14 protein-coding genes and 1 tRNA gene are annotated in these 14,818 nt (G+C 55.3%); 10 read left to right on the forward strand and 5 right to left on the reverse strand.

Translation table 11 applies throughout. From position 1 onward, the window contains the following. Nucleotides 1-563 precede the first annotated feature (563 nt). The 4 genes from phnC to phnE (AC6CWS_RS22160) all read left to right on the forward strand — a co-directional run bounded on the left by phnC (nucleotide 564) and on the right by phnE (AC6CWS_RS22160) (nucleotide 4,187). The gene (phnC, locus tag AC6CWS_RS22145) at nucleotides 564-1,406 is read left to right on the forward strand and encodes a phosphonate ABC transporter ATP-binding protein (protein WP_065884019.1); all 843 of its coding nucleotides are present in this window, start codon (nucleotides 564-566) and stop codon (nucleotides 1,404-1,406) included. A 22-nt stretch (nucleotides 1,407-1,428) separates the two neighbouring features. After that, the gene (gene phnD, locus AC6CWS_RS22150; RefSeq protein WP_065884021.1) at nucleotides 1,429-2,367 is read left to right on the forward strand and encodes a phosphonate ABC transporter substrate-binding protein; all 939 of its coding nucleotides are present in this window, start codon (nucleotides 1,429-1,431) and stop codon (nucleotides 2,365-2,367) included. 66 nt (nucleotides 2,368-2,433) lie between these two features. Further along, nucleotides 2,434-3,306 carry a phosphonate ABC transporter, permease protein PhnE gene (gene phnE, locus AC6CWS_RS22155; RefSeq protein ID WP_065884023.1) on the forward strand — a complete coding sequence of 291 codons (873 nt, stop codon included), beginning with the start codon at nucleotides 2,434-2,436 and terminating at the stop codon, nucleotides 3,304-3,306. Then, nucleotides 3,303-4,187: a phosphonate ABC transporter, permease protein PhnE gene (phnE, locus tag AC6CWS_RS22160; protein WP_032453207.1), complete on the forward strand. Its 885-nt coding sequence runs from the start codon at nucleotides 3,303-3,305 to the stop codon at nucleotides 4,185-4,187. The genes phnE (AC6CWS_RS22155) and phnE (AC6CWS_RS22160) overlap by 4 nt, the downstream gene beginning before the upstream one ends. Before the next feature lie 905 nt (nucleotides 4,188-5,092). Here phnE (AC6CWS_RS22160) and AC6CWS_RS22165 read toward each other — a convergent pair. Continuing rightward, entirely contained in the window at nucleotides 5,093-5,758 is a 666-nt protein-coding gene (locus AC6CWS_RS22165) for an HAD family hydrolase (protein ID WP_065884025.1), read from the reverse strand. Between the two features lie 95 nt (nucleotides 5,759-5,853). Then, a complete protein-coding gene (locus AC6CWS_RS22170) occupies nucleotides 5,854-6,723 on the reverse strand; it encodes a DMT family transporter (protein WP_065884027.1) in 870 nt (289 codons plus the stop codon). Between the two features lie 411 nt (nucleotides 6,724-7,134). Here AC6CWS_RS22170 and AC6CWS_RS22175 point away from each other — a divergent pair, with 411 nt between their 5' ends. Then, a complete protein-coding gene (locus AC6CWS_RS22175) occupies nucleotides 7,135-7,701 on the forward strand; it encodes a C40 family peptidase (RefSeq protein ID WP_032428599.1) in 567 nt (188 codons plus the stop codon). Nucleotides 7,702-7,745: 44 nt separating this feature from the next. Here AC6CWS_RS22175 and phoE read toward each other — a convergent pair whose 3' ends face one another. Beyond that, a complete protein-coding gene (gene phoE / locus AC6CWS_RS22180; RefSeq protein ID WP_023288537.1) occupies nucleotides 7,746-8,798 on the reverse strand; it encodes a phosphoporin PhoE in 1,053 nt (350 codons plus the stop codon). A gap of 289 nt (nucleotides 8,799-9,087) precedes the next feature. Here phoE and proB point away from each other — a divergent pair, with 289 nt between their 5' ends. The 3 genes from proB to AC6CWS_RS22195 all read left to right on the forward strand — a co-directional run bounded on the left by proB (nucleotide 9,088) and on the right by AC6CWS_RS22195 (nucleotide 11,644). Further along, complete coding sequence (gene proB, locus AC6CWS_RS22185; RefSeq protein ID WP_008805306.1) at nucleotides 9,088-10,191, forward strand: glutamate 5-kinase; 1,104 nt, start codon at nucleotides 9,088-9,090, stop codon at nucleotides 10,189-10,191. Nucleotides 10,192-10,201: 10 nt separating this feature from the next. Continuing rightward, the gene (gene proA, locus AC6CWS_RS22190) at nucleotides 10,202-11,455 is read left to right on the forward strand and encodes a glutamate-5-semialdehyde dehydrogenase (protein ID WP_004147253.1); all 1,254 of its coding nucleotides are present in this window, start codon (nucleotides 10,202-10,204) and stop codon (nucleotides 11,453-11,455) included. Nucleotides 11,456-11,568: 113 nt separating this feature from the next. Continuing rightward, nucleotides 11,569-11,644 (forward strand) — tRNA-Thr (locus AC6CWS_RS22195). Between the two features lie 667 nt (nucleotides 11,645-12,311). On the opposite strand, the gene AC6CWS_RS22200 is transcribed toward AC6CWS_RS22195, so the two are convergent. Together AC6CWS_RS22200 and AC6CWS_RS22205 are read right to left on the reverse strand one after the other, a co-directional pair. Next, complete coding sequence (locus tag AC6CWS_RS22200) at nucleotides 12,312-12,434, reverse strand: hypothetical protein (protein ID WP_254915160.1); 123 nt, start codon at nucleotides 12,432-12,434, stop codon at nucleotides 12,312-12,314. A gap of 81 nt (nucleotides 12,435-12,515) precedes the next feature. Then, nucleotides 12,516-12,704 (reverse strand): hypothetical protein, encoded by a 189-nt coding sequence (locus AC6CWS_RS22205; RefSeq protein ID WP_065884220.1) that lies wholly within the window; start codon nucleotides 12,702-12,704, stop codon nucleotides 12,516-12,518. Between the two features lie 392 nt (nucleotides 12,705-13,096). On the opposite strand from AC6CWS_RS22205, the gene AC6CWS_RS22210 reads away from it, so the two are divergent. Then, nucleotides 13,097-13,999: an abortive infection family protein gene (locus AC6CWS_RS22210; RefSeq protein ID WP_074442719.1), complete on the forward strand. Its 903-nt coding sequence runs from the start codon at nucleotides 13,097-13,099 to the stop codon at nucleotides 13,997-13,999. A gap of 123 nt (nucleotides 14,000-14,122) precedes the next feature. Beyond that, nucleotides 14,123-14,674, forward strand: a complete 552-nt coding sequence (locus AC6CWS_RS22215; protein ID WP_080901343.1) for a hypothetical protein — start codon at nucleotides 14,123-14,125, stop codon at nucleotides 14,672-14,674. The last annotated feature ends 144 nt before the right edge of the window (nucleotides 14,675-14,818 follow it).

The following is a 14,818-nucleotide window of genomic DNA, read 5'->3' on the forward strand; positions in this document are numbered from 1 at the left end:
GCGCTGAACAAAATGACGAAAGCAGGTATGCCTGAAAGCGTGCGTATTGCCTGAAAACACAACCCGCTACGGGGGAGACTTACCCGAAATCTGATTTATTCAACAAAGCCAATGGAGGGTAGAGTGAAGCTGTCGAATAGACCAAGTTTATTAAAAAATAAAGAATATAAATCCAAAAACTAGCAATAACCAGGATGATTCACCAACACATAAGACTCATGAATAGATTAACCTGCCGCACAAAATAGTTATGTATATGTTAATACCTGCGGAATGTTGAATGCTAAACAAAGGCAGACGCATTATCTATTCGATATAACAGTTCTTATCAGCAAGATTAAACGAAGATTGACGAGGATTCTGGCCGTCAAGGGGCGCCTGTCTCCGCGTCCCCGAAAGCATAGCCGCTTTTCGGCGCTTCGCCAGCGCGCCACGCGCGCGCGGGTGGACCGCTCACCGCCGCCCTTTCCCGCCTGTTCACGGTTTGTTCGCAATACCGTCATCGAAATTTCACATAAAGACCTATTAATAGTGGCCAGTTAATGACGAACCTGGACACTCTTATGAACAGCTCTCTTGCCGCGGTGGCCGAAACTGATTTCCAGCCGTTCACCGATCTCAATGCCGGCCGGCAGCGGAAGGTCTTAAGCGTGCGCAACCTGAGTAAAGCCTACGAGGCTCAGCACAAGGTGCTGGACGGCATCAGCTTTGACCTGCACGCCGGTGAAATGGTCGGGGTTATTGGCCGTTCCGGCGCCGGTAAATCGACGCTCCTGCATGTTCTCAATGGCACCCACAGCGCCAGCGGCGGCGAAATTCTTAGCTACCCGGAAGTCGGTACCCCGCACGATGTCTCCCGGCTGAAAGGCCGCGCGCTCAACGCCTGGCGCAGCCACTGCGGGATGATCTTTCAGGACTTCTGCCTGGTGCCGCGCCTCGACGTACTCACCAACGTTCTGCTGGGCCGCCTCAGCCAGACTTCAACCCTGAAATCGCTGTTTAAAATCTTTCCCGCTGCCGACCGGGCACGCGCCATTGCGCTGCTTGAATGGATGAACATGCTGCCGCACGCGCTGCAGCGGGCGGAGAACCTCTCCGGCGGGCAGATGCAGCGGGTGGCGATCTGCCGGGCGCTGATGCAAAACCCCGGGATCTTGCTGGCCGACGAGCCTGTCGCCTCGCTGGATCCGAAAAACACTCAGCGCATCATGGATGTGCTGCGCGAGATTAGCGAGCAGGGCATCAGCGTGATGGTCAACCTGCATTCGGTGGAGCTGGTCAGGTCCTACTGCACCCGGGTTATCGGCGTCGCCAACGGACAGCTTATTTTTGACGATCACCCCGCCCGGCTGACGCAGGATGTACTGCAGCAGCTGTACGGCGATGACGTTAGCCAATTGCATTAATTTCACTCACACGGGCAAGATAATGAAAAAATATATGACTGGCGCAGTTCGTTTATCCGCAATGGTCGCGGGCATGATGATGGCATGGCAGGCAGCGGCGGCGCAGCCGAAAGAGCTGAATCTGGGCATTCTCGGCGGCCAGAACGCCACCCAGCAAATCGGCGATAACCAGTGCGTGAAGACCTTCCTCGATAAAGAGCTGAACGTGGATACCAAACTGCGTAACTCTTCCGACTATTCCGGGGTGATTCAGGGTCTGCTGGGGGGTAAAGTCGACGTGGTGCTGAGCATGTCCCCCTCCTCTTACGCCTCGGTTTATCTCAATAACCCAAAAGCGGTGGATATCGTCGGCATCGCCGTGGACGACAAAGATCAGTCTCGCGGCTATCACTCGGTGGTGATTGTCAAAGCCGACTCCCCGTATAAAACGCTGGACGATTTAAAAGGCAAAGCCTTTGGCTTCGCCGACCCGGATTCCACTTCCGGGTATCTGATCCCTAACCATGCGTTTAAAGAAAAATTTGGCGGCAACGCCGACAACAAATACAACAACACCTTCTCCAGCGTCACCTTCTCCGGTGGCCACGAGCAGGACATCCTCGGCGTGCTGAATGGCCAGTTCGCGGGAGCGGTGACCTGGGCCTCGATGGTTGGCGATTACAACACCGGCTACACCACGGGCGCGTTCAACCGCCTGATTCGCATGGATCATCCGGATCTGATGAAGCAGATCCGCATTATCTGGCAATCGCCGCTGATCCCGAACGGCCCGATCCTGGTGAGCAATGCGCTGCCGTCGGACTTTAAGGCGAAGGTCGTGGCGGCGGTGAAAAAACTGGATACTGAGGATCACGCCTGCTTTATCAAAGCGATGGGCGGTACGCAGCACATCGGCCCGGGCAGCGTGGCTGATTTCCAGCAGATTATCGATATGAAACGCGAGCTGGTGAGCGCGCGTTAATCCTGCCTCAACGCCGCCGGCTTGCCCTGAGGTGAGCGGCGGCGCTACGTTGAAGATCCCCGACGCATGAAGACGACCCACATCGAATTTGAACGCTATTACCAGCAGATACGCTCGCGGCAAAAACGCGATGCCGTCTGCTGGTCGCTGCTGTTGCTGGCGCTCTATTTTGCCGCCGGCAGCGCCGCGGAATTTAATCTGCTGACTATCTGGCACTCGCTGCCCCACTTCCTGGACTATATGGCAGAGACCATTCCGCCCCTGAGCGCCGGCAACCTGTTCGCCGACGTGCAGACCAAAGGGTCGCTGGCCTGGTGGGGCTATCGCCTGCCGATCCAGCTGCCGCTGATCTGGGAAACCCTGCAGCTGGCGCTGGCCTCAACCCTGGTGGCGGTCGCCATTGCCACGGTTTTCGCGTTTCTCGCCGCCAATAACGCCTGGTCCCCGGCGCCGGTGCGTTTTGCCATTCGCGTGCTGGTAACGTTTTTGCGCACCATGCCCGAGCTGGCGTGGGCGGTGATCTTTGTGATGGCGTTCGGCATCGGCGCGATCCCGGGCTTTCTGGCGCTCATGCTGCATACCGTCGGCAGTCTGACCAAACTGTTCTACGAGGCGGTGGAAAGCGCGCAAAACAAACCGGTACGCGGCCTGGCGGCCTGCGGCGCATCGCCGCTGCAAAAAATTCGCTTCGCCCTGTGGCCGCAGGTGAAACCGCTGTTTCTCTCCTACGGCTTTATGCGGCTTGAAATCAACTTCCGCTCGTCGACCATTCTCGGGCTGGTGGGCGCGGGCGGCATCGGCCAGGAGCTGATGACCAACATCAAGCTCGACCGCTACGATCAGGTGAGCATCACCCTGCTGCTGATCATTCTGGTGGTGTCGGCGCTGGACATACTGTCCGGTCGTCTGCGCCTGTGGGTACTGGAGGGTAAGAAATGAGCGTCTGGCACATGCAACCGGATATCGCCGCCAGCCGTCGGCAGCATAAACAGCTCTATCAGGTCCAGGGGCGCTACCTGCGCTACGTCGGGCTGGTGGCGCTGGCCTGCGTGCTCTATTACGTCTGGTTTTTTCTGCAGTTCGGCATCAGCGGCGAACAGCTGACCACCGGCCTGCAGCAGATTGGCCGCTATCTGGCGCGGATGTTCGTCTGGCACGACTTCTGGAACTGGCCGTTTGGCTATTACTTCACGCAAATCGGCATTACCCTGGCTATCGTCTTCGCCGGGACGCTCACCGCCACGGTGCTGGCGCTGCTGCTCTCCTTCTTCGCCGCCCGCAACATCATGCGCGGCGTGGTGCTGGGGACCCTCGCCCTGCTGATGCGCCGCCTGTTTGATGTGCTGCGCGGGATCGACATGGCTATCTGGGGGCTGATTTTCGTGCGCGCGGTAGGCCTCGGGCCGCTGGCCGGGGTGCTGGCGATCATCATGCAGGACACCGGTCTGCTGGGACGGCTGTACGCGGAAGGACACGAAGCCGTGGACCGCTCCCCCGGGCGCGGGCTGACCGCCGTGGGCGCGAACGGCCTGCAAAAGCATCGTTTTGGCATTTTTACCCAGTCGTTCCCGACCTTCCTCGCGCTGAGCCTGTACCAGATTGAATCCAACACCCGCTCCGCGGCGGTGCTGGGCTTCGTCGGCGCCGGCGGTATCGGGCTTATCTATGCCGAGAATATGCGCCTGTGGAACTGGGATGTGGTGATGTTTATCACGCTGCTGCTGGTGGCGGTGGTGATGATCATGGACACCCTCTCCGCCTGGCTGCGCCGTCGCTATATCGGCGGCGCCGTAGTGCCGCTGTATCAGGAGGAACGCTAGCGCGCCTTTGTGCCGGGTGGCGGCTGCGCCTTACCCGGCCTACTCGTCCGGCACTGACTGACTGTAGGCCCGGCAAGCAACTGCGCCGCCGGGCAATGACCGCCAGTACGAAGCCCCCTTTATGCCGGATGGCGGCTGCGCCTTACCCGGCCTGGAGGGTTCGTGCGACCTGTCGTTGATTCACCCACTTGTGCGACTGAAACTGCCGGTACTGGCGGCCTCAAAATCGCTGAGACGTTCCCGGAAGGCCGGGGCAGCCCGCATGGATGCGGGCTGAGGGCCGTGTTTTGCACGGACGCTGCCTCGGCCCGACCCGAAGCCTGCAGGGATAAGTCGAAGGCACCACGCAGTGGCGATTTTGCTGGCCGGAGCCCGGGGGTACAGGGGGCGGCGGCGACTGGCCGCCCCCTGTGCGCTCCCTGCGCCATAAGGGATATAACGCAGAAGACTAGCCGGGAGCGCAAACTACGCTGAAGCCACAGATAACATAAACAACCACACGGCAGTGCTTCCCCTCTCCAGGAAAGAGTCCAGCTGGCGTTCAGGCCTGCGCAAGCGCAGCGCCGCCGGGCGAGACGTCAGGCGCGGTACCCGTGATGTTGCCGGGTGGCGGCTGCGCCTTACCCGGCCTGGAGGATCCACTCACAGGCTCACACCCCGTAGGCCCGCGCAAGCGCAGCGCCGCCGGGCGAGACGTCAGGCGCGGTACCCGTGATGTTGCCGGGTGGCGGCTGCGCCTTACCCGGCCTACAAGTTCCTCTCACAGGCTCACCCCCCGTAGGCCCGCGCAAGCGCAGCGCCGCCGGGCAACGACCGCCGGCACGAAGCCGCCTTTATGCCGGATGGCGGCTCACGCCTTATCCGGCCGACAACGACTGAACCCGCAGAAACATTTATCCGCTCCGCTATTCCAGCCGCCAGCTCAGCACCGGCCAGCCATATCCGGCACCGGCCGCCTGCAGCTGCGGACAGGGATTGACCAGCCGCACACGATCCGCATGCAGGCACAGCGGCAGATCGTTAATGGAATCGGTGTAAAAAGTCACCTCGTCGTCATACTGCGGATGCGCCTTACGCCACTGCGCCAGACGCGCCACCTTTCCCTGCTGATAGCTGGGGATCCCGGCAATCGCCCCGCTGTAGCCGCCGTCGACCATCGCCACGTCAATGCCCAGCGCCTGCTCAATCTCCAGCGCGGCGGCCACCGCCTGCACCAGCAGGCTAACCGAGGCGGAGATAATCAGCATCTGCTCCCCCTCGGCCCGCAGACGACGAATGAGTTCCCACGCCTGCGGATAGACCCGGGGCAGGATCGCCTCACGCACGCAGCGGGCCACCAGCGCGTCTACGTCCGATTTCGGTATTCCGGCCAGCGGGGCCTGGATCAGGGCCACATAATCGGCGATATTCATCTCTCCCCGGTCATAATCCGCCATCAGCCGCGCCTCGCGGGCAAGATACCCCTTCTGCGTCGCCAGCCCTTCGCGAACCATAAACTGGCTCCAGATCGTACTGCTATCGCCCTGTATCAGGGTGTTATCGAGATCGAAAATCGTCAGCGTGTTGCCCATGGTACCTTCCCTTACTGGTCAAAATAAGCTGCCGGGAGCATGCGTAAAAAAGATGACAGGAAAATGAACCGGACGCCACCGCGCCCGGCTCGCCGTCAGCCGGCGCGGACCTTGCCGGTGCGGAACACCAGCACGATCCCGCCGACGATCGCCACCATACCGACCATCGCCGCCGCCGGCAGCCGATTGCCCAGCAGCAGATAATCCAGCAGCGCCGTGATCGCTGGCACCAGATAAAAGAGGCTGGTGACATTGACGATATTCCCCGCGCTCAGCAGACGGTACAGCAGCAGCTGAGCGACCACCGAAATCAGCAGCCCGAGAAACAGCACCGGAATAATCAACCCGGCGTTAACGGTAAACCGGAAGCCGCTGACCGGGGCGATCAACAGGCACAGCCCCAGACTAACGGCATACTGCAGCGGCAGGACATCCGCCGGCGACTGGCGGCTGCGCTTTTGCCACAGCGCGCCAAAGGTCATCAGCAGCAGAGCCGCCAGCGCAAACAGGATCCCTGTCATCGCCATCGGCGACATCGCCAGGCTGCGCCACACCAGCAGCACCAGCCCCGCCAGGGCAATCAGCAGCCCCAACAGCCGCCGCCCCTGCAGGCGGCGCTCCACCACGCAAAGCGTAAGGATGGGCTGGATCCCCATGATGGTGGCGATAAGCCCCGGCGTCACGCCGTTGGCCATCGCCTCGAAGTAACAGACCGAATAGCCGCCAATCAGCATCAGGCCGGTGGCCGCTGTCTGCAGGCGAGTGCCCGGCGCGGGCAGCCAGCGTCGACGGGCGATGGCCAGCGGCGCCAGCGCTGCCAGGGCAACCAGAAAACGAAAGACCAGCAGCGCCATCGGCGAGGCGTTGTCCAGTCCCCAGCGGGTGAAAATGGCCGCGCTGCCCCACAGCAGCACAAAGGTGGCCGTTGTCGCCTGCGAGGCGAGCAGAGAATAGCGAACGTGCATAGCATGCTCCCGAACGTCAAACACAAGGTATCAAGCGTCATACCGGCAGGTAAGCGCCTGGAAAGACGGCGTTAAGCGCCGAAAACAACCCGGTCTGGAGGGGGAGGCGGTGGGCAGAGCGTGGCGAAGCAATAATGAGGCGCAGACGTCATCCACCCCGCGTCGAAAGCGGCGCCGGGTAAAGTCTCGGTGGCGATGGCGTTATGCGTCATGGAATGCCTCGTGAGATGTTGATGACAGAATCCTGGCACAGACTGTTGCGAAGTGACAACTGCCCTTTATGGCTGATCCATCCCATCGTTGTTTATTTTTAATCGTAAATAAACGTAAAGGCGGCATCAGGTTATTTAGCCGTTCTTTTTAATCGGCTATAAAACAAAGCAGTCTGCTTGCTACTTCGAAAATAACGATATGAAGCCAAAACTGAAGCATGCTCTCTTGTTAATTCCTTTTTTGTTGTTGGCAGGATGCTCCTCCTCACCGAAACAGGCAAAACACACAAAATCTCATGCGGATATGACCATTGATAGCGGATCGGACGATCTGATCCCGGTGGTGGCGGCCCTGCATGACCAGATGCACACCTGGCAGGGAACCCCCTATGAATGGGGCGGGACTGAACAAAGCGGCGTCGACTGCTCGGGTTTCGTCTGGCGCACGCTGAAGGATCGCTTTAACCTGCCGATGGAGCGGATCACCACCCGCGAGCTGTTGCACATGGGCGTGCGGGTCAATAAGCGCGATTTACGTCCCGGCGATCTGGTTTTCTTCCGCACCCGGGCCGGCATGCACGTTGGCTTTTACGATACCGATCATAATTTCCTTCACGCTTCGAGCAGCCAGGGCGTGATGCGCTCTTCGCTGGACAACCCTTACTGGGAGTCGGCGTTCTATCAGGCGCGCCGTCTGCCGAAGGAGTATAACGCGCAGATCACCATGAACAGCGACACCCTGCATCTGGCGAAGAACCGCCGCTAAAAAAAAGCCGCAGCCAGGGCTGCGGCGGATAGTTCTGAAGTAGATCAGAACTGGTAGGTCATGCCCAGCGCGACGATGTCGTCATCGTTGATGCCGAGTTTGTTATCGCTTTTCAGCTGGTTGATTTTGTAATCCACGAAGGCGTTCATGTTTTTGTTGAAGTAGTAGGTCAGGCCCACGTCAATGTAGTTAACCAGATCTTCACTCCCCACCCCTTCAATATCCTTCCCTTTCGACAGCACATAGCCGAGGGACGGACGCAGACCGAAGTCGAACTGATACTGCGCCACCGCTTCAAAGTTCTGCGCTTTGTTGGCAAAGCCGCCACTGATCGGGGTCATCTTGCGGGTTTCAGAGTACATGGTCGCCAGATAGATGTTGTTGGCGTCATATTTCAGGCCGGTCGCCCAGGCTTCCGCTTTCGAACCCTGACCGCGAGCCAGCAGGTTCTGATCGTTGGTACGGTCGGAGCTGGTGTAGGCCGCGCTGACGGCGAAGTCGCTGCCGCCGAAGTCATAGCTTAACGAGGTGCCGACGCCGTCGCCGTTCTGTTTCTTCGCTTCACGACCTTCGTTTTTACCCTGGTACTGCAGGGTCATATCCAGGCCATCCACCAGACCGAAGAAGTCGGTGTTGCGGTAGGTCGCCAGGCCGCTGGCGCGCTTGGTCATAAAGTTATCGGTCTGAGCAGAGGAATCGCCGCCGAATTCCGGGAACATATCGGTCCAGGCTTCCACGTCGTACAGGGCGCCAAGGTTACGGCCGTAGTCGAAGGAGCCGTAGTTCTTCAGCTTCAGCCCGGCGAACGCCAGACGAGTCTTCTGGCTGGAGTCGCTCTCGGTTTTGTTACCGGAGAATTCAGATTCCCAACGGCCATAGCCGGTCAGGTCTTCGTTAATCTGCGTTTCGCCTTTAATACCGAAACGCACGTAGGTCTGATCGCCATCCTTGCTGTCATAGTCGCTGAAGTAATGCATGGCTTTGATCTTGCCGTACACATCCAGCTTGTTCGCGTTCTTATTATAAACTTCCGCTGCCTGCGTCGCCGTTGAAGCCACAAAGCCCATCATCATTAATGCCAGAGTACTCTTTTTCATTATTCAGTCCTGGTGATTTATTTATACGCGCTATTCAATTGCGGGCGCTCGCCCATCAAAAACAGGAGGTTTTTTAACGCCGGGAGATTAAATATTTATGACAAGGTGGAACTTTTTATAAAAAAGCGTATTTAAATGTATCTGACATATTTTTGTCATACTCCCTCTCCAGAATGCCCGATCCCGCGCAATAAAATGGCGCGCCCGCCGCCCCGGGTGTTGGCAAGCGGGCCGACTCCTGCTACAACATCAGCTCGATATCGATATTCCTTTTGAACGGCAGAGAATCATGAGTGAAAGCCAGACGCTGGTGGTAAAACTGGGCACCAGTGTTTTAACAGGCGGGTCCCGTCGCCTGAACCGCGCCCATATCGTCGAGCTCGTGCGCCAGTGCGCACAGCTGCACGCCATGGGACACCGTATTGTCATCGTGACCTCCGGGGCCATTGCCGCCGGGCGCGAGCACCTTGGTTACCCGGAACTGCCCGCCACCATCGCCTCCAAGCAGCTGCTGGCGGCGGTGGGACAAAGCCGTCTGATCCAGCTGTGGGAACAGCTGTTTTCTATCTATGGCATTCACGTTGGCCAGATGCTGCTGACTCGCGCCGACATGGAAGACAGAGAACGGTTCCTCAACGCCCGCGACACCCTGCGCGCCCTGCTGGATAACAGCATCGTCCCGGTCATTAACGAAAATGACGCCGTCGCCACCGCGGAAATCAAAGTGGGCGATAACGACAATCTCTCCGCGCTGGCCGCGATCCTCGCCGGGGCGGATAAGCTGCTGCTGTTAACCGACCAGCCTGGCCTGTTCACCGCCGACCCGCGCAGCAACCCACAGGCGGAGCTGATTAAAGACGTCTACGGCATCGACGACGCGCTGCGCGCCATCGCCGGCGACAGCGTCTCCGGACTCGGCACCGGCGGCATGGGCACCAAGCTGCAGGCCGCGGACGTCGCCTGCCGCGCGGGGATTGATACTATTATCGCCGCCGGCAACCGCCCGGACGTCATCGGCCACGCGATGGAAGGTCTGCCGGTAGGCACCTGCTTCCACGCGCAGGAGTCTCCGCTGGAGAACCGTAAGCGCTGGATCTTCGGCGCCCCGCCGGCCGGTGAACTGACCGTCGATGCGGGCGCGACCCAGGCGATCCTCGAACGAGGCAGCTCGCTGCTGCCAAAAGGCATCAAAATCGTCAGCGGCAACTTCTCCCGCGGCGAAGTGATCCGCATCCGCAATAGCGAAGGACGCGATATCGCGCACGGCGTCAGCCGCTACAACAGCGACGCGCTGCGCCTTATCGCCGGCCAGCACTCGCAGCAAATCGATGCCATTCTGGGCTATGAATACGGCCCGGTGGCCGTCCACCGCGATGATATGATCATCCGTTAAGGAGCTGAAAATGCTGGAACAAATGGGCATTGCCGCCAAAGCGGCCTCCTGGCAGCTGGCGTTACTCTCCAGCCGGGAAAAGAACCAGGTACTGGAAAAGATCGCCGATTATCTGGAAGCGCAGACCGACGATATTCTGCGCGCCAACGCGGAAGATTTAGCGGAAGCTCGCGCCAATGGCCTGAGTGAAGCGATGCTCGATCGCCTTGCGCTGACCCCGGCGCGTCTGAGCGGCATCGCCAGCGATGTGCGCCAGGTGTGCAATCTGGCCGACCCGGTCGGCCAGGTGATCGACGGCGGGCTGCTGGACAGCGGTCTGCGTATTGAACGTCGCCGCGTCCCGCTGGGGGTGATTGGCGTGATATATGAAGCGCGTCCCAACGTGACGGTCGACGTCGCCTCCCTGTGTCTGAAAACCGGTAACGCGGCGATCCTGCGCGGCGGGAAAGAGACCTGGCGCACCAACGCCGCCACGGTGAAGGTGATCCAGCAGGCGCTGCAGGAGTGCGGTCTGCCGGCCGCCGCGGTACAGGCTATCGAGAGCCCGGATCGCGCGCTGGTGGGGGAAATGCTGAAGATGGATAAATACATCGATATGCTGATCCCCCGCGGCGGCGCGGGCCTGCACAAGCTGTGCCGCGAGCAGTCAACGATCCCGGTGATCACCGGCGGGATTGGCGTGTGCCATATCTTCGTTGATGAAACCGCCGAGATCGCCCCTGCGCTGAAGATCATCGTCAACGCCAAGACCCAGCGGCCGAGCACCTGCAATACCGTGGAAACGCTGCTGGTACACCGCAACATCGCCGACACCTTCCTGCCGGCGTTAAGCAAGCAGATGGCCGAGAGCGGCGTCACCCTGCACGCCGCCCCCTCCGCCCTGCCCGCGCTGCAAAACGGCCCAGCGAAGGTCGAGCCGGTGAAAGCGGAGCAGTATGACGACGAGTATCTGTCGCTGGATCTGAACGTCAAAGTGGTGGCCGATATGGATGAGGCTATCGCCCATATCCGCGAGCATGGCACCCAGCACTCCGACGCCATCCTGACCCGCACCCTGCGTAACGCCAACCGCTTTATCAATGAAGTGGACTCTTCCGCGGTCTATGTGAACGCCTCCACCCGCTTCACCGACGGCGGCCAGTTCGGCCTCGGCGCGGAAGTGGCGGTCAGCACCCAGAAGCTGCACGCCCGCGGCCCGATGGGGCTGGAAGCGTTAACCACCTATAAGTGGATCGGTTTCGGCGACGATACCATTCGTGCGTAAATGAGAACGGGCGATGCAAAAATAGGCAGTTGATTCCACTGACTATTGACGCATCGCCCGCTAAGTTCTAACCTTTTGCCTCGTGATTCACGCTCGTGAACACCTCTTGCAGGGCCGATATAGCTCAGTTGGTAGAGCAGCGCATTCGTAATGCGAAGGTCGTAGGTTCGACTCCTATTATCGGCACCATCTTTTCTAATAAAATCATCTGGTTACCGTTGCATTGTTTTGCTTTTTTAACACGAATGTGCATTTTTGCGCGTTGTGCGTGTGGCAAAATTGTGGCATATACAGTGAAATTGTTTGTGGCTCAATGCAAAGGTATGCTAATAGCATGTGTTACCTTGTAGCCCCGCCTGTCTTGTCTTTTGGGCAATATTGCTACTTTGATGGCTTATGGTTACGGATGTTGTCAGGCCAGCTCACGGCCTGCACGGATGGGACGAAAGGATGTTCATACAAGAACATACATTAAAAATCATGAGAACCCTCATTATTCAATGCTATAGAAATAAAAAGGGTATCTAATATCTAGATTAGATGCCCTCTTTCATAACAGCCTTATCTTAGATTTAAGATCATATAATTTTATGGCGCAACAATCTTATTTTTTAAAATATCAAAAACAGCTGAATTAAATGTTCGCGTTGATTTTGCTACTGAATTGAATGTGCTTACTGCTTGTTCGATGTCACTTTGATTTTTTAATCCATTATTGATAGCTGAATTCAGATGTTCTACAAATGGAATCAATGTATCAATTACTGGCTTCCAATTTTAAATTGCTTTAGTTGGAGTGCATTTAACTCCAAAAGATATTCTAAATAAATTTGGAACTGAACGATCTAGAATAGTTTCAAGACAATAAGATTAAGTCATCTAAACCAAAACGCAATCCGAGAGCAAATAAGCCTAATGCATTATCATTATAATCAGATAAATCATCTAGTGCATCATAAGCGGCTTTCCATGTATTCATGATTATTCCTAGTTGAAGTTTATAAAAACACTGGTACAGCAAGACTACTTTTGAAAAAGGTCTTTATCAACAAATTCATGGTTAAGCAATAAAATCAATGGCTTGAAATTTAGCCTCTCCTGCTCCGTTCCTGCCACTGCTCCTGACCTTGTGTAGTAGCAGGAGCATCAGACCAGTCATGATTCTTGGGTAGCTGGCTTGGATCACGATCATTACTTTACACATTTTGTTTTTCCCTGCGTGAACCTTAACATTTCGATACATCGCCATCTTACACTTCTGCCTTCAGGCCTGTATTCATACGGCTTTCAGCGTGCTTTACACTTCCTTCATTCATCATAAAAACCCTCGTATTTCTTAGCATTAGCCGATAACTGGACACTTTTCCAGCTCGGGGCATTTTCTCATTTATATTTCAGAAACATATTGAATAATCATCTATCCATATGAATTTTAATGAAATTTATTTTTTATGGTAGCATTTGCAATCCTTGCAATGTGCCACAAATCAATGCTTGAGAGCTTGAAAAATGGTATCTAAATAACAGATTATTGGAGCTGTTCCTGAGTGCACTTTTCATACAGGGATGACGATGCGATTTCCTTCGCGCCAACGGCAACTATAGTACTTATCAATAGCTTCAAATGCCCTGGAGGCTGCCATGTTTGAGAAGTTATTCGAAGTATTTTCTAGACGAGAAAAAGCCAGCAGTATTGTTGAAGTTAAACCATTAACAGAAGAATTCAGAAATCGGGTGTTATTGCTTCTGCGTGATAAACTCCAATATGATTTCACTCCATTTCTTAGGGAACTTCATCAGCAAGCCGCTTATCTTTATGGCAAGTTCGGTCTATCAGGATCAACTGCTCATTCCTCACCAACAGATGATTTGGTTAATTTCTTCCTTACTTGTCCAGATGAGAATTGTTTGGATTTGATAGAGCTCATTTTCCGTTCAAATCTCCGTGGAGTCTCTTGGCCTGATAATCCACTTATACCCACTATTAATCAGTTTTTCAGTATTGATGCACTTCCTTATCACCTGACTAATTATTCTACAGAAGAATATGAAACCATGTTATATGGTTCACCGGCCACAGGTGTGCGCATTGTTGAGTATCCACAAATCATTCGTAAAGATAGTGAATTAGTGCATCAAAATGCGATGGAACCCGCGCTCCGTTTGCTTACAGCACCAATATTCAAAAATGCTAATGAAGAATACCTAAAGGCTTTGGAAGATCATAGGAAGGGAGATTATAGAGACTGCCTAACAAAATGTGGCAGCGCCTTCGAAAGTGTAATGAAAGTTCTTTGTGAGAAGAATTCTTTACCGTTCAAGCCGACAGATACAGCTTCAACCTTGCTAAGAACCTTGCTAGCTAATGGGCAATTGGATCAGTTTTGGGAACAACCATTGATGTTGATTGCAACTTTAAGAAATCGTTTAAGTTCATCACATGGTGCTGGAACTCAAGAAAAGAGAATACCGGAACATGTAGCTACGTACGCAGTCAACTCCACCGCCTCCGCCATGCTACTCTTATGTTCCGCTTTTAAATGACAGTAGAAACCAATAGTATGGTGAAAAGGTTAATTGATTCGCGCGCTGGTAATACTATATGACAGTCTCAGTAACTCGTTTTACTATGAAATTTTCCATTTGGTTAAAATATAAGGAAATAATATGCGCCATCCAATTGCTGCACCGTTAGCTGCGCCTGAAACAAAGGAATTTTGCCAAAAGATTGTTCCTGGCATCCAACCCGTATTACTGAACAACGATCCTTTTCCGGGAGCGGAAGAGATGGACTGTTTTTTTAATGTCGAACGGGCTATTGAACAGCATGGCGGCAAGGCCGTCTACGGTTGGGCTATCTGGCAGATAACAGGAGTTTATATTGAGGCAGAGTTCCACTGCATCTGGGAGAATGATGCAGGAGATATGCTAGATATCACCCCATACCCTTATAGGGTGGACAGCATTCTGTTTCTCCCTGATTACACAAGAATTTACACAGGTAAGCAGGTAGATAATATCCGTCAAGCTCTGGTTGATGACCCCGACGTGATCAGGTGGTTGTACCTTGCCAGGAAACGATTTGAAATCTTAAATACTGGCGACTTAGCGAACCAGCATGGACGTATTGAATTGCCATCAAAATTAGCCAAAGAGTACAGCAAAGTTATGGATGAGATAGACAGGCTAAACTCTCGACTAACACGCAGGTATTCATGACGAGAGTGTTGGCCACAATAGAGAGCTTACGAAGTTGATGAATTGAGGTAACTGTAACTTAGAGTGCGTACACTCAAGAATCTCTGATGTCGAGGGTAGCGAGTGACAACTTTTGTCAACTCAATCCCATCACTAGCTAACTGA

Source organism: Klebsiella sp. M041 (assembly GCF_059759695.1).